The 15576-nt window shown below is 71.9% G+C and carries 12 protein-coding genes; 6 read left to right on the forward strand and 6 right to left on the reverse strand.

Annotated features, from left to right (window positions below):
• Positions 1-591 precede the first annotated feature (591 nt).
• The 5 genes from ACFC1T_RS16155 to ACFC1T_RS16175 all read left to right on the forward strand — a co-directional run bounded on the left by ACFC1T_RS16155 (position 592) and on the right by ACFC1T_RS16175 (position 6218).
• Positions 592-1323, forward strand: a complete 732-nt coding sequence (locus ACFC1T_RS16155) for a winged-helix domain-containing protein (RefSeq protein WP_375888784.1) — start codon at positions 592-594, stop codon at positions 1321-1323.
• Between the two features lie 137 nt (positions 1324-1460).
• The gene (locus ACFC1T_RS16160; RefSeq protein WP_360241551.1) at positions 1461-2519 is read left to right on the forward strand and encodes a LacI family DNA-binding transcriptional regulator; all 1059 of its coding nucleotides are present in this window, start codon (positions 1461-1463) and stop codon (positions 2517-2519) included.
• A 129-nt stretch (positions 2520-2648) separates the two neighbouring features.
• On the forward strand, positions 2649-3854 hold the full coding sequence (locus ACFC1T_RS16165; RefSeq protein WP_375888787.1) for a S1C family serine protease: 1206 nt from the start codon (positions 2649-2651) through the stop codon (positions 3852-3854).
• Between the two features lie 112 nt (positions 3855-3966).
• Positions 3967-4737: a response regulator transcription factor gene (locus ACFC1T_RS16170; protein ID WP_375888789.1), complete on the forward strand. Its 771-nt coding sequence runs from the start codon at positions 3967-3969 to the stop codon at positions 4735-4737.
• 59 nt (positions 4738-4796) lie between these two features.
• Positions 4797-6218: an ATP-binding protein gene (locus ACFC1T_RS16175; protein ID WP_375888791.1), complete on the forward strand. Its 1422-nt coding sequence runs from the start codon at positions 4797-4799 to the stop codon at positions 6216-6218.
• An 89-nt stretch (positions 6219-6307) separates the two neighbouring features.
• On the opposite strand, the gene ACFC1T_RS16180 is transcribed toward ACFC1T_RS16175, so the two are convergent.
• The 6 genes from ACFC1T_RS16180 to ACFC1T_RS16205 all read right to left on the reverse strand — a co-directional run bounded on the left by ACFC1T_RS16180 (position 6308) and on the right by ACFC1T_RS16205 (position 14025).
• A complete protein-coding gene (locus tag ACFC1T_RS16180) occupies positions 6308-8107 on the reverse strand; it encodes a bifunctional metallophosphatase/5'-nucleotidase (RefSeq protein WP_375888793.1) in 1800 nt (599 codons plus the stop codon).
• A 244-nt stretch (positions 8108-8351) separates the two neighbouring features.
• Entirely contained in the window at positions 8352-9701 is a 1350-nt protein-coding gene (locus ACFC1T_RS16185; protein ID WP_375888796.1) for an ATP-binding protein, read from the reverse strand.
• A gap of 117 nt (positions 9702-9818) precedes the next feature.
• Positions 9819-11393 carry an SCO6880 family protein gene (locus ACFC1T_RS16190; protein ID WP_375888799.1) on the reverse strand — a complete coding sequence of 525 codons (1575 nt, stop codon included), beginning with the start codon at positions 11391-11393 and terminating at the stop codon, positions 9819-9821.
• Positions 11394-11400: 7 nt separating this feature from the next.
• Complete coding sequence (locus ACFC1T_RS16195) at positions 11401-12702, reverse strand: hypothetical protein (protein ID WP_375888801.1); 1302 nt, start codon at positions 12700-12702, stop codon at positions 11401-11403.
• Positions 12692-13507: a hypothetical protein gene (locus ACFC1T_RS16200; RefSeq protein WP_375888803.1), complete on the reverse strand. Its 816-nt coding sequence runs from the start codon at positions 13505-13507 to the stop codon at positions 12692-12694. The genes ACFC1T_RS16195 and ACFC1T_RS16200 overlap by 11 nt, the downstream gene beginning before the upstream one ends.
• A 167-nt stretch (positions 13508-13674) precedes the next feature.
• Entirely contained in the window at positions 13675-14025 is a 351-nt protein-coding gene (locus ACFC1T_RS16205) for a hypothetical protein (RefSeq protein ID WP_375888806.1), read from the reverse strand.
• A gap of 248 nt (positions 14026-14273) precedes the next feature.
• On the opposite strand from ACFC1T_RS16205, the gene ACFC1T_RS16210 reads away from it, so the two are divergent.
• Complete coding sequence (locus ACFC1T_RS16210) at positions 14274-15431, forward strand: NlpC/P60 family protein (RefSeq protein WP_375888869.1); 1158 nt, start codon at positions 14274-14276, stop codon at positions 15429-15431.
• Positions 15432-15576: the final 145 nt, after the last annotated feature.

Here is a 15576-nt window from a genome sequence, read left to right on the forward strand (position 1 = left end):
CGTGCCCCGACCACCCGAACGATGGACCCGGGCAGCGCCGCCGATGTGCGTCCCATGATGGCGTGTCCGCCGGTGCGAGCGGCAATCGCCCTGGCCCGACCGGCCCGCAGCGGCGCTCGAAGCTGTGGCCAGGCTCACCCGGCGCACGCCCGGATTGGGCGAACCGTCGGATTCGCGCACTCCCGGCACGCGGAGCGGTCGGCTATCCTCGACCTCCAAGAGGGATCCGGGCAGAGTCGCCCCCGGGTCCTTTTGTGCTTTCAGGACGCCAGTACGGACGTTCGTGCGATTCGTCGGCCCACCCCCGGCGCGTCGCGGGAACCGCCCCGCTCTCGCGGCACAAGGACGTGCCGGGCCTGCCGGGGTGTCGCCACCCGGCACCGGGCCGCCACCCGGGACCGGACCAGACCGGAGGGTTCGCGGGATGAACAGGGCAGAAACGGTGCGCCGCGGGTTGCGGGACCCCCGGTGCGCCGAGTGCTCCCACGAGACCCCCGGGGCGTCCTTCCCCCTCCCCTCAGCACCTGCACCCACCGGCTGCGGCGGCAGCCTGGGCGCGACCGCGACGACCCGGAAAGGGGACCCCCGGGTATGAGTTCACTCCTCCTCCTCACCAACGCACTGCAGCCGTCCGCCGAAGTGCTACCGGCCCTCGGCCTGCTGCTGCACAACGTCCGGGTGGCCCCCGCCGAGGGATCCGCCCTGGTCGACACCCCCAGCGCGGACGTCATCCTGGTCGACGGCCGGCGCGACCTGCCGCAGATCCGCAGCCTGTGCCAGCTGCTGCGCTCCACCGGCATCGGCTCCCCGCTGATCCTGGTGGTCACCGAGGGCGGCCTGGCCGCCGTGACCGCCGAGTGGGGCATCGACGACGTCCTGCTGGACACCGCCGGCCCGGCCGAGGTCGAGGCCCGGCTGCGGCTCGCACTGGGCCGCCTCCAGGTCGCCGCCGACGACAGCCCGATGGAGATCCGCAACGGCGACCTCTCGGTCGACGAGGCCACCTACTCCGCCAAGCTCAAGGGCCGGGCGCTCGACCTCACCTTCAAGGAGTTCGAGCTGCTCAAGTACCTCGCCCAGCACCCCGGCCGGGTCTTCACCCGGGCCCAGCTGCTCCAGGAGGTGTGGGGCTACGACTACTTCGGCGGCACCCGCACGGTGGACGTGCACGTCCGGCGGCTGCGCGCCAAGCTCGGCGTGGAGAACGAACAGCTGATCGGCACCGTGCGCAACGTCGGCTACCGCTTCGTCGTCCCGGAGAAGGCCGACAAGAGCGAGCGTCCGGACCTCGCCCAGCGCCCCTCGGCCCCGCTGGAGGCCTGACGGGGACCGTCCCGAGGAACCGGGCGGGCCGGGCGGGCCGTCGGCCCGTCCGGCTCGTCCGGATTGCTCCCGGTCCCGCCCCGGAACGGCCCCAGCTCCCACTGCCGCCCCGGGGACCACACGCGTAGACTCCCCCCGTGGCCAAGGTGACGCGCGACGATGTAGCCCGACTGGCTGGGACCTCGACCGCGGTCGTCAGCTACGTGATCAACAACGGGCCGCGCCCGGTCGCGCCCGCGACCCGGGAGAAGGTCCTCGCGGCGATCGAACAGCTCGGCTACCGGCCGAACAGCGTCGCCCAGGCGATGGCCTCCCGCCGGACCAACCTGATCGGCATGGTCGTCCCGGACGCCCGCCAGCCCTTCTTCGCCGAGATGGCCCACGCCGTCGAACGGGCCGCCTCCGAGCGCGGCAAGCTCGTCCTGATCGGCAACTCCGACTACGTCGACGACCGCGAGGTCCACTACGTCCGCGCCTTCCTCGGCATGCGGGTCTCCGGGCTGATCCTGGTCAGCCAGGGCCCCTCCCAGCGCGCCGCCGAGGAGTTCGCCGCGATGGAGGGCGCGAAGGTGGTGCTGCTGCACCGCCGCCCCGAGGCGATCGACGACGTCGCGGTGGTCACCGACGACGTGGGCGGCGCCGAGGCCGTCGTGCGCCACCTGCTGGAGGTGCACGGGCACCCGTACGTGGCCTGCTTCGGCGGCCCGGTGGAGTCCCCCGCCCCCGGCGACCCGGTCATCGACCACGTCGAGGGCTGGCAGCGTGCCATGGACGCCCACGGCATCCCCACCGAGCCGCACCTGATCGACGCTCCCTTCCACCGCTACGGCGCGTACGACGTCGCGCTGCGGCTGCTGCGCTCGCCCGACCGGCCGCGGGCCGTCTTCTGCTCCACCGACGACCAGGCGATCGGCGTGCTGCGGGCCGCCCGCGAGGTCGGCCTGCGCGTCCCCGAGGACCTCGCGGTGGCCGGCTTCGACGACGTGCCCGAGGCCGCGCTCGCCGACCCGCCGCTGACCACCGTCGCCTCCGACCGCGACGCGATGGCCCGGGCCGCCGTGGACCTGGTGCTGGACGACTCGCTGATGGTGCCCGGTTCGGACACCGAGCGGGTCCGCAAGTTCCCGTCCCGCCTGGTCATCCGCCGTTCCTGCGGCTGCGACGGGGCCGCGCCCGACCGGGCCCCGCTGGACTAGCCGGAGCGGAACCGCCGGTTCCGCTCCAAGAGCTGCCTGACCAGGCTTTATGAGAAGTCAACGGGCTTCTCGCCGCGTTCTGAGCCGCTTCTCATCCCGTCCTCATCCACCGGGCGGAACTTGGTCGGCATGAGCGAACAGCGGCACAACCCCAGCGAGCAGTACGGTCCGTACGAGCCCCGCGTCATCGAGGGCACCGTGCTGGGCTCCGACACCGACGGCGCCGACCCGCGCACCGACCCGCGCACCGGGTACGGCCACCACCAGGACGGCACCGACCCGTACGCCGGGTACGGCCACCACCAGGACCACTCCGGTGCCGCCTTCGGCGCGACGCCCCCGCCGCCGCCGATGCCGCCCGAGCCCCCGACGCTGCTCGGCCACCCCTCCGACTCCGAGGGCCCCGGCCGCCACGGCGGCCGGGCCCGGCGCGGACTGCTGCGCGGGCGGCTCGCCCTGGTGACCGCCGTCGCCGCGATCGCCGCCGTCATCGGCGGGGTCACCGGCGGGGTCATCGCCGCCGACCGGCAGTCCTCCGACAACCGGGTCGGAACGATCGCCAGCCCCGTCTCCGCCCGCACCGACGGCACCGCCAACGTGCCCGCCATCGCCGCCGCCGTCTCGCCCAGCGTCGTCCAGATCACCGTCAAGGAGAGCAACGGCACCGCCACCGGCACCGGCGTCGTCCTCAACGCCGACGGCCAGATCCTCACCAACTTCCACGTGATCGACGGCGCGTCGGCCGGCGGCCGGATCACCGTCACCTTCAAGGACGGCTCCACCGCCCCCGCCACCGTGACCGGCACCGACAAGAACCTCGACGTCGCCGTGATCACCGCGAGCGGCGCCAAGAACCTCACCCCCGCCGTCCTCGGCGACTCCTCCACCGTCGCCATCGGCGACCCGGTCGTCGCCATCGGCAACCCCGACGGCCTCACCGGCACCGTCACCTCCGGCATCATCAGCGCCGAGAACCGCGACGTCACCGTCCAGCTCGACGAGGGCTCCACCAGCGGCAACGGCGGCTTCGGCCTCCCGTTCCTGCCCGGCGTGCCCGGCCTGCGCGGCGGCGGCGCCCAGCAGCAGCAGAACAGCGGCAGCAGCACCACCTACAAGGCCTTCCAGACCGACGCCGCCCTCAACCCCGGCAACTCCGGCGGCCCGCTGATCAACGCCAACGGCCAGGTCATCGCCATCAACTCGGCGATGTACGCGCCCAGCGGCTCCGGCTCCTCGGGCAGCAGCGGCGCCGGCAGCGTCGGCCTCGGCTTCGCCATCCCGATGAACGACATCAAGCAGGTCCTGCCGAAGCTCGAATCCAGCCAGAGCCTGTGAGCCACAATCCGTAGGAACCGGTGAACGTCCGCGAGGCGGACAATTGCCACCAGCAGCAGACCCAGCAGACCCGACAGCGGGCCCTCCACCCGACGAGAAAGGGCAGCAGCCCATGACCCCGTCCGCCGACGACCGCACCCCCGCCGAGGCCGGCCACCCCTCCGCCCGGCTCCTCGTGGTCGACGACGAACCCGCCCTCCGGGACGCCCTGGAGAGCAGCCTCGCCTTCGAGGGCTACGAGGTCGCCACCGCCACCGACGGCTACGAGGCCCTGGAGTCCGTCGAGCGCGACAAGCCCGATCTCGTCCTGCTGGACATCATGATGCCCCGGATGGACGGCCTCACCGCCGTCCGCCGGATGCGCTCCCGCGGCGACACCGTCCCCGTCCTGATGCTCACCGCCCGCGACGCCGTCGGCGACCGCGTCACCGGGCTCGACGTCGGCGCCGACGACTACCTCGCCAAGCCCTTCGAACTCGACGAACTCCTCGCCCGCGTCCGCGCCCTGCTGCGCCGCAACGCCCTCGCCACCGAGGCCGCCGCCCGCGCCGCCGCCGAGGACGACAGCGAGGTCCTCGCCTTCGCCGACCTGCGGATGAACACCGCCACCCGCGAGGTCACCCGCGGCGGCAAGCCCGTCGAACTCACCCGCACCGAGTTCATGCTGCTGGAGATGTTCCTCTCCCACCCCCGGCAGGTCCTCACCCGCGAACAGATCCTCAAGGCGGTCTGGGGCTTCGACTTCGAGCCCTCCTCCAACTCCCTGGACGTGTACGTCATGTACCTGCGCCGCAAGACCGAGCAGGGCGGCATGCCGCGCCTCATCCAGACCGTCCGCGGCGTCGGCTACGCCCTCCGCCCGGCCGCCGGCACCAGCGCGTGAACGCTGTTCCGCCCCCGCCGCTGGCCCCGCCCCGGGTGGTGCCCGGCAGACGCCAGCGCGTGGTCCAGTGGTACCGCTCCCGCTCGCTGCGCGGCCGCCTCACGTTCATGAGCGCGGCCGCGGTGGCCGTGGCCATCGCGCTGTCCGCGCTGGCCTGCTGGTTCATCGTGGACAAGCAGCTGTACAGCCAGGTCAAGACCGACCTGGTCAGCGCACCCCCCGCCATGGTCGGGAAGAACCTCAACCTGTACGCGAACCCGGAAGCCGCGCTCGCCGCCAACCAACCCCGCCCCGGCACACCGGAGTTCAGCGGTGCGGCACCCCGCGACACCCAGTTCGTGACCCCGAACGGCGTGGGCCTGCCCCCCGGCTCGAACCGGGCGATCGTGATCAAGCCGGAGGACGCCGCCGCGTTCCAGCTCAAGCCCGGCCAGTACATCGTCCGGGACGGGCACTACACGAACGGCGACCCGGCGCTCGTCCGGCTCAGCTCCGTGCAGCACGTCTCGCAGCCCACCGTCGCCATGGTCGCGACTCCGACCCAGCCCATCGAGGAATCCCTCCAGGGCCTCGCCATCCTCCTCGGCGCCGTCTCCCTCGGCGGCATCCTGCTCGCCGCCGTCGCCGGCCGCCTGGTCGCCCACTCCTCCCTCAAGCCGGTCGACCAACTCACCGACGCCGTCGAGCACATCGCCCGCACCGAGGAGGTCGGCAGCACCATCCCCGTGAACGGGGACGACGAGATCGCCCGGCTCTCCACGTCCTTCAACTCGATGAGCACCGCCCTCGCCAACTCCCGCGAGCGCCAGACCCGGCTGATCGCCGACGCGGGCCACGAGCTGCGGACGCCGCTCACCTCCCTGCGCACCAACGTCGACCTGCTGATCCGCAGCAACGACACCGGCCGCCCGCTGCCCCCGGCGACCAAGACCAAGCTGCTGGGCAACATGAAGGCCCAGATGCAGGAACTCACCGTGCTGATCGGCGACCTGCTCCAGCTCTCCCGCCCCGACACCCCGAAGGCCGGCCCGAACCTGACCGTGGTCGCCCTGCACGAGATCGCCGGGCGCGCGGTCGAGCGGGCGAAGCTCCGCGGCCCGGGGCTGGTCTTCGAGACGACCGTCGAGCCCTGGTACGCGCACGGCGACGCGGCGGGCCTGGAGCGGGCCGTGATCAACCTGCTGGACAACGCGGTGAAGTACAGCCCACCCGCCGGCACCATCGAGGTCCGGCTCCAGCAGGGCGTGCTGACCGTCCGCGACCACGGTCCCGGCATTCCGCCGGACGAGCTCCAGTACGTCTTCGACCGGTTCTGGCGCTCCCCGTCCTCGCGTCAACTCCCCGGCTCCGGCCTGGGGTTGTCGATCGTCGCGCAGAGCGTCCGGGAGGCGGGCGGCGAGGTCACGCTGGGCCCGGCCCAGGACGGCGGCCCCGGCGCGCTGGCGACCGTACGACTTCCCGGCGGCCCCGCCCCCGAGTAGCCGCCGGGAACGGCAGGACGGGCGGGGCGCCCCGACAGCGCCCCGCCCGTCCCAGGGCCCCGTCACCGGGGCCGGTGTCCGGCTCTCGGTCAGTCGATGTCGCTGCCCGGGCCGAGGACCTTGACCCGGTCCTGCGCCGGCGGCTTCAACGGCGAGGCCGCCGAGCTGTGGGCCGTCAGGTAGGCCGTGAAGACGTCCAGGTCGGAGGCCCCGACGAGCTTGTCGGTGCCGGCCGCGAAGGCCGGGAAGCCGTCGCCGCCGCCGGCCAGGAACTCGTTGGCGGCGACCCGGTACTTGGCGGCCGGGTCGACCGGTGCGCCGTTCAGCCGGATCGAGTCCAGGACCACCCGGGCCGCGCCGGTCCTGCGCATGTCCAGGGTGTAGTGGAGGTTCGAGGAGGCCTGGAGGATCTTCGGCGCCGCGTCGTTGAGACCGCTCACCTGCTGCTGCAGCAGCTGGACCAGCTGGGCGCCGGTCAGCGTCTTGACCTGCATCATGTTGGTGAACGGCTGGACGGTGAACGCCTCGCCGTAGGTCACCACGCCGTCGCCCTCACTGCCCGAGGCCTTGTAGACCAGGTCGGAGCGCAGCCCGCCCGGGTTCATGAAGGCCACCTGGGCGCCGCCCTTGTCGGCCGGGGCGAGCCCCTCCAGCTGCGCGTCGGCGATCACGTCGCCGAGCGGCTTCTCCAGGTCGCTGCTGCCCCGGCCGTTGATGTCCGAGGCGATGTAGCCGATCGGCCGGTTGGCCTTCGGGGCGGCCAGCTTGGAGTAGTGGTCGATCAGCGCCGTCATGTCCGGGGCCTTCTCGACCGTACGCCGCACCACGTGGTTCTCGGCCTTGACCGACGGGCGGACGATCTCGCCGGTGGTCTTGTCCAGCTTCATGTCGATCTCGGTGAACAGCCGGCCGAAGGAGGCGGCACTGGTCACCGAGCGCGGCACGCCGTTGGGGTCGGGGATGCTGCAGGCGTACGCGTTGTGGGTGTGGCCGGTGACGATGGCGCCGACCGCCGGGTCGATCTTCTTCGCGATGTCGACGATCGGGCCGGAGATGCCCTGACCGGCCGCGCCGCAGTCGTAGTTGTAGACGCCGCTGGCCGGGTAGCCGCCCTCGTGGATCAGCGCGACGATCGAGTTGACGCCCTTGGCCTTGAGCTCCGCGGCGTACTTGTTGATCGTGGTGACCTCGTTGGCGAACTTGAGGCCCTTGACGCCCTCGGCGGTGACGATGTTCGGCGTGCCCTCCAGGGTGACGCCGATGAAGCCGATCTTGACGCCCTGCGACTTGGTCACCCAGTACGGCGGCAGCAGCGGCTTGCCGGACTGCTCGTCGGTGACGTTGGCCGACAGGTAGTTGAAGTTGGCGCCCTTGAAGGTCCGGCCGGGCTCGTAGCAGCCGTCGGTCGGGTGGCAGCCGCCCTCCTGCTTGCGCAGCAGCTCCGTCGCGCCCTGGTCGAACTCGTGGTTGCCGACCGAGGTGACGTCCAGTCCGAGCTTGTCCATCGCCTCGATGGTCGGCTCGTCGTGGAACAGCGCCGAGGTGAGCGGGCTGGCACCGACGATGTCGCCGGCCGCGACGGTGATCGAGTCGTCGGCCGGGATCCGCGCCTTGCGCAGCTCGGTGGCCAGGTACTCGATGCCGCCGGCCGGGGTCGAGACCTCCTTGCCGGTGGCCGGGTCGATCTCCTTGATCGTGCCGGAGGAGCCCGCCGGGGGCTCCAGGTTGCCGTGGAAGTCGTTGATCGCCAGCAGCTGGAGGTTGACGGTCTTGTGACGCTTGGCGTTGGCGTCGGCGGCCTGAGCGGCCGTCGGCACGACCACCGTGCCGAACAGACCTGCGGCGGCGACGACGGCGAACGCCGCCCGTCGGGATCTGACGGTGAGCATGAGGGATCCCCTGCACCTCGGAGGAGCACGCGGGCGGCGGAGCGCGCCGGCGCGTGGGCAATGTGTTGCGCGAGTGCAGCCTAGGGTCAACGCGCGTAGCTGTCAGGATGTCGAACGTAACGAGAGGATTACCTGCTGACGAACCACCGCCGTCGGACCGGGACGGACCGCCTGCACACGATCCCCCCGGCCCCGCCCGACGCCCGCGGCCTGGTCCCCGGCCCGCCCCAGCGGCGGCGCCTGCTCAGACCCCCGGCTCGGCCGCCAAGTGCCGCTCGGCCCGCACCCGTTCGGCCACCGCGTCCTCGGTCATCGCGCGGTCGGTGTACACCAGCGGCCGCTCGGTGTCGGTGATGATGTGCTTCACCACCTGCACGTTGCCGTTGACGTCCCAGACCGCGATGCCCGGCGACAGGGTCGGGATGATCTCCACCGCCCAGCGCGGCAGGCCCAGCACCCGGCCGGTGGCCCGCGCCTCCTCGGCCTTCTGCATGTAGATCGTCCGGGTGGAGGCCATCTTCAGGATCGCCGACGCCTCCTTGGCCGCCGCGCCGTCCACCACGTCCGACAGGTGGTGCACCACCGCCACGAAGGAGAGTCCGAGCCGGCGGCCGAACTTCAACAGCCGCTGGAACAGCTGCGCCACGAACGGGCTGTTGATGATGTGCCAGGCCTCCTCGACCAGGAAGATGCGCTTCTTCCGGTCCGGCCGGATCCAGGTGTGCTCCAGCCACACCCCGACGATCGCCATCAGGATCGGCATCGCGATCGAGTTGCGGTCGATGTGCGAGAGGTCGAAGACGATCAGCGGCGCGTCCAGGTCGATGCCGTCCGTGGTCGGGCCGTCGAACATGCCGCGCAGGTCGCCGTCGACCAGCCGGTCCAGCACCAGCGCCACGTCCAGGCCCCAGGACTGCACCTCGTCCACCGCCACGCCCAGCGACTCCACCGAGGACAGCTCGGGGCTGCGCAGGGTGTCGATGATGTCGTCCAGCACCGGCTGGCGGTCCGTCACCGAGGCGACCACATGGGCGTGCGCGGCCTTCAACGCGAAGCCCGCCCGCTCCTCCAGGCCGCGCCCCATCGCCACCTCGATGATGGTGCGCAGCAGCGACAGCTGGCCGGTCTGCGTGATCGCCGGATCCAGCGGGTTGAGCTTCACCCCGCCGTCCCTGGCCGCCATCGGGTCCAGCCGGATCGACTTTATGCCCAACGCGTTGGCGATCAGGTTCCACTCGCCGACGCCGTCCTCGCCCTGCGCGTCCAGCACCACGACCTGCCGGTCGCGGAACCTCAACTGCCGTAGCACGTACGTCTTCTCCAGCGCCGACTTGCCGTTGCCGGACTCCCCCAGCACCAGCCAGTGCGGGGCGGGCAGCTGCTGCCCGTACAGCTGGAAGGGGTCGTAGACGTACCCCTTGCCGCTGTACACCTCACGCCCGATGATCACGCCCGAGTCGCCCAACCCCGGTGCGGCGGTGGGCAGGTAGACCGCCTGCGCCTGACCGGTGGAGGTACGCACCGGCAGCCGGGTGGTCTCCACCTTGCCGAACATCAGGCTGGTGAACGCGTCGGTGAGGTTGCCGATCGCCATGGGTGGCCTCCTGGTGCCGGCGAGGGGTGGACGGGCGCGGTGGGTGGACGGGGTGGCGCGGTGGATGGACGGGCGCGGTGGATGGACGGGCCCGGTCCCGGAGGACCGGCGCGGGGGTCAGCGGCGGATGCCGGTGGCGAACGGCAGGGTGTTGACGAAGGCCCGGTGGTGCTCGCGGTCGCACCACTCCAGCTTGAGGTAGCTCTTGCCCGCCGAGGCCCGGATGGTCCGCTTGTCGCGGGCCAGCGCGTCGGGGTTGCGCGAGGAGACCGTGATGTAGCCGACCAGGTTCACCCCGGCCGCGCCGGAGGCCAGGTCGTCACCGCGCTGGTCCACCCGGCCGGTGTGGGCCAGGTCGCGCGGGTCGACCGTGCGGTTCATCTTGGCCGCGCGACTGGCCTCCGCCTCGTCGTTGGTCTTCTCGGTCAGCATCCGCTCGATCGCGACGTCGGTGGGCTCCAGGTCCATCGTCACCGCCACCGTCCGGATCACGTCCGGGGTGTGCACCAGCAGCGGCGCCAGGAAGTTGACGCCCACCGGGGTGAGCGGCCACTCCTTGACCCAGGCGGTGGCGTGGCACCACGGCTCCCGGGTCACCGACTCCCGGGTCTTCGCCGTCAGGTACTGGGGGTGGGTCGCGTCCAGCTCGGCCGGCCAGGCGTTGCGCCGGGACATCGCCTGGATGTGGTCGATCGGGTGGTCCGGGTCGTACATCGAGTGCAGCAGCGAGGACAGCCGGGCCTGGCCCAGCGGCTGGCGCACCCGGATGTCCGCCTCGGCCAGCCGGGCGCAGATGTCGGTCAGCTCGCGGGCCATCACGGCCGCCAGCCCGTCGTCGTCCCGGGCCCGCCCGCCGGTCGCGGTGCGGCCCATCGCGTGCGCCTCGGCGGCCAGGTCCCGGGTGTAGTGCATGCACGCCACCAGGTACGCCCGGTGCTGCTCCGAGGAGGTCGACACCATCGACTGCAGCTGGTCGTACGAGTCCTGCAGCCAGCGCGGCGCGTCGTGGTCGCCGCGGCGCTCGACGTCCTTGGCGTGGGCGTCCGGGTCGGCCGGCAGGGTGCGGGCCAGGATCTGCAGCCGGGTCACGAAGCCGTCCCCGTTGGCGACGTGCTTCAACAGCGTGCCGAACCGGTCGACCAGCGCCTCCTGGTCCTCCGAGTCGCGCAGCCCGACGCCCGGGCCCTCGATCTCGATCGCGGCCGTCACCGTCCGCCGCTCCAGGTGCATCAGCACCCCGACCTCGTCCGGCCCGAACGGCGCGGTCAGCCAGCGCAGCCGCCCCACCCCGGGCGGCGGACCGACCTCCACCTCCCGGCCGTCCATCCGGGTGCCCGCGTCCATCGCGTCCGAACGCCACAGCCCGCGCCCGCTGCGGACCGTCCGGCGGTAGGTGCGGTTGATCTCCACCCACCGGTAGAACGTCCGCTTGCGGTACGGCACGTAGACCGCCGCGATGGCCAGCAGCGGCAGGCCGATCAGACCGGCGATCCGCAGTGCCAGGACCGGCATCAGCAGGCCCCAGAGCATCCCGAGGAACGCCCCGAAGATGATCAGGATGATCTCCCCGGACTCCCGGTTGCGGCCGATCACCGCGTTCGGGCGGGCCTTGCCGATCAGGTAGGTGCGGCGCTGGTGCACGTACGGCTGGGCGTACTGGGCCCCGTACTGGCCGAGCGGTTCGCTGCTCACTTACCCGTCACCCTCCCTTCGCTGGATTGCTGTCGCGGTTCGGAACCGAGGCCTGCGGCGGCGGCCCGGCCTGCGGCGGCGGGGACGGCGTCCGGCCGGCGTGCGCGGCGATGCCGGGCGCGACCGAGCCGCCGCCCGCACCCCCGCCGCCCCCGGCCCCCTGCGGACCGCGGTCGCCGTGGGTGGAGATGCCCTGCTTCATCAGGTTCGCGGTCCCGTTGATCATCGCCGAACCGGCCTGCACCGCACTGGCCCGGGCCCCGCGCATGTTCAGCATCTCGTCGCCGAAGGTCGGGACGAAGCGGTACACCGCGGCGCTCGCGAAGATCGACAGGAACAGGATCGCCAACCCGGACAGCACCCGGGCGAAGTCGTCGTTGGCCCCGGCACCGGTCGCCACCGCCCCCGCCAGACCCAGGATGATCACGATGATCGGCTTCGCCAGGTCCACCGCCAGCATCATCCCGGCCCACCGGCGCACGTGCTTCCACAACTGCCGGTCCACCAGCCCCGCGTACACCGCCGTCCCCAGCAGCGCCCCCACGTACAGCATCGCCGCCCGGATCACCAGCTCGATCCAGAGCACCGCCGCCGCCAGCACCGCGACCAGCGACACCAGCACCAGGATCAGCGGGCCGCCGCCGACGTTCCCCTTCTCCAGGGTGTCGGCGAACCCGCCCAGGTACGTCCCGGTGTCCGACTTCGTCCCGACCGCGATCGCCTTCGTCAGCCCGTCCGTCACGCTCACCACGGTGAACAGGATCAACGGCGTGAACGCCGAGGCCACCACCGTCAGCCACAGGAAGCCGACCGCCTCCGAGATCGCCGTCGTCAACGACGCCCCGCGCACCGCCCGCTTGGTCACCGCCAGCAGCCACAGCACCAGCGTGATCACCGTCGACACGGCGAACACCACGGCGTACTGCTGCAGGAACGACTGGTTGGTGAAGTCCACCGACGTCGTCCCGTCGATCGCCCCCGACAGGTTCCGCACCACCCACGCCGCCGCCTGCGCACACCCCTTGGCGAGCGACCCGAGCGGATCGGTCACGTTGTTGACGGTGCTGCTCCCGGGAAGGGCGCCGGGTTTGTCCACGCAGAGGATGCCGCTCCCGGAGATCGGCAGATCGGGGCAGTTGGGATTCTGCGTCCCGGTTGGCGTCGGCGACGGCGACGGCTCGGCGAACACCCTCTGGGCGGCCAGCATCGCCGTCAACTGCACGGCGGCGAGGACGCCGGCCAGCGTCCCCGCTCTGCGCGCGGTCGTACGACGTGCGGTCGTTCGGCGTGTGCTCTGGTCAACGGGCATAGCGGAACCCCCCGAACTGCTGGACGGCGCCGGTGATCTCCTCGGCGGTGGCGGCCTGCTGGTCTCCGGGCATTGGCGCGGGGCCCTGCCTGCTGGTGAAGTCGGTCAGCTTCCAGTCGCTCCTCGTCCAGTGGAGCGAGAGCGTGAGGGTGAACCAGTTGGCGGTCACCGGTTGGACGGAGCTCTGGCCGGCGAGGCCGGTGAGGCCGGTGCACCACACCTCGACCTTGGCGTCCTGGTCGGCGTAGGCCGTCGACTTGGTGCCGACGGGGACGGTGCGGCTGACGAAGGTGAGGCCCTTGGGCGCGTGGCCCTGGGCGTCGAGGCCGTAGCGGGCGACGGTGTCGCCGCCGAAGCCCTGGTCCAGCCGGCTCTGCAGGGCCGCGGCGGAGCCCGGGTCGGCGATGGTGGCGACGATGGTGTGGCGGCTGTCGGCGCGGAACATGTCCGCGGAGCCGATCGCCACCGCGTAGTTGGCGGCGGCGGACTGGGCGCCCTGGTCGCTGTGCGGGTAGCCGGAGGCGATGCCGTTGACGGTGGTGCCGACGGGCTGGTCGCCGCTGGGCGCGGGGCCTGCGCCGGAGCCGGCGCTGGGGGCCGCCCGGTCGGCGGAGCTGCCGCCGCTGCCGGGGTCCGGTTTGCCGCGGTTGGCGACGGAGATGGCGATGACGAGCAGGGTGACGACGACGAGGACGGTCAGCAGGGTGCGTAGCGGCCTGGACTGACGGCTGGTCGGCAGTGCGGAGGGCTGTTCGTCGACCGGCAGCCGCGTACGGGTGTGCGGCTGGTCGTCGGACAACGGCACGGCGGCCCTCCTGGTGCGGGGAGCCGGGCGGCTCCGGGGGCCCTCCGTCCGGGGGCGGGCGCGGACGGGGGGTGGGAACGGGGGGTGGACTCCTGGCGGGTCGGCCCTCTGGGGAGGTCCGGGCGGGAACCTGTCGTCAGGCGGGCCGGGTCACTGCTGTCCGATCGTCAGATAGCCATGCCGTAGACAATGGTGAACAGAGTGCCGAGTGATCCAATGATGAACACGCCGGTCAGCCCGGCGATGATCAGCCCCTTGCCCTGTTCGGCTCCGAAGCTGTCCCGCATCGCGGTCGCGCCGATCCGCTGTTTGGCCGCACCCCACACCGCGAGGCCGAGGCAGACGAGGATGGCGACGGCCATGATGACCTCGACCATCACCCGGGCCTCCGACCCGAGGCTGGCGAAGGGGCCCCAGTCCGGGGCGATCCCGCCGATGATGGTGTCGATATTCGGCTTCTTGGGAGGGTCCTCGGCCAGGTGGCCGACCGCATAGGTGTGCACGCTGCTCAGGTTCATTTCCATCTCACCGCCCGATCAGGCAAATTCAAGGGCCCGGACCCCGCCCGCGCGAAGGGTCGGTGCCTATTCTTGGCCAGATCTGATGTCGACTTGGCTACTTCTCGCGGATTGGTCGTGAGGCATCGGACACGTACGCGAGGATGTCCACCGTACGAAGGATAGCGCTCACTCTTTGTATCTCTGATGATTGCGGTGAGCAACGCCTTCCGGGACACTTCGACTGACGATTCGTCGGGATGGTGCTGATGGTACTCCGGAAGGCCGGTACGGCCGCCGCTGCGGCGGGAGTTGTCGCGTTCGGGTTCCTCGGTCTGGTGACGATGGGGACGTATGCGGCGGGTGGGACACCGCAACTGGCGGCGAATCGTTCCGCCCTCTCCCCCGGCACCGTTCCGGCGGCCTACCAGGACGCGATCCAGAAGTGGGGCTCGCTCTGCCCGGAGATCTCCCCGCCGATGCTCGCGGCGCAGCTGTACCAGGAAAGCGGTTTCGACCCCAAGGCCCAATCCGGCGTCGGGGCACAGGGAATGGCGCAGTTCATGCCGGGCACCTGGCCGATGTACGCCACGGACGGTGACGGGGACGGCAAGAAGGACGTCTGGAACCCGTACGACGCGATCGCCACCGCGGCGGTCTACGACTGCGCGCTCGCCAAGGACGTGGCCGGCGTGCCGGGCGATCCGCAGGCCAACATGCTGGCCGCCTACAACGCCGGCCCGTACGCGGTGACGTCGAACCGGGGCGTCCCGCCGTACAGGGAGACCCAGGGGTACGTGCGGAACATCCAGGCGATGGCCCGGAGCTTCGCCGCGCCGACCGCGCCGGTGGAGGTGTCCGCGCAGTCGGCCGCCGCGATCTACTTCGCGCAGACCAAGCTCGGCACGCCGTACCTGTGGGGCGGGGACGGGGCGGCCTGGCAGAACGGGCGGTTCGACTGCTCCGGGCTCACCGTGGCCGCGTTCGCCACCGTGGGCATCGCCCTGCCCCGGGTGGCCAACGACCAGTGGTACGCCGGACCGCACCCGTCACGGGATCAGCTCCGGCCGGGCGACCTGGTGTTCTTCGCGACCGACCTGAGCGACCCGCGGAGCATCCACCACGTGGGGATCTACGTCGGCGGTGGCTACATGATCAACGCGCCGCACACCGGGGCGGTGATCCGCTACGACAAGATCGACACCAAGGAGTACATCGGGGCGACCCGGGTCACCACGGACGGCGCCCAGGCGCTGCCGACGCGCAACAACACCAGCGGCGCGGTCAACGCCCCGAGCCGCCCGGGCACGACGGCCCCGACCCCGACCCCGACCGCCCCCGGCAGCCGGCCCGCGGCCGCCGCACCGGCCGCCCCGACGGCCGCGGGGCGGGTCAACGGGGCCGCCGCAACCGGTGGGACCGGCTGAGTCGTCCACCGATCTGTGTGCGGCCTGTGGACGCTGAGTCAAGTTTCCATAACCGCGCGTTTCCGTGGAACGCTGGGTCCCGGCGATGACGTTGGGTCCGGTGGTCCCTCGTCAGCTTCGCCCGCCGGGCGGGCCCCGGCGGGAT

This window comes from Kitasatospora sp. NPDC056076, from assembly GCF_042266305.1.
Classification (GTDB): Bacteria; Actinomycetota; Actinomycetes; order Streptomycetales; family Streptomycetaceae; genus Kitasatospora.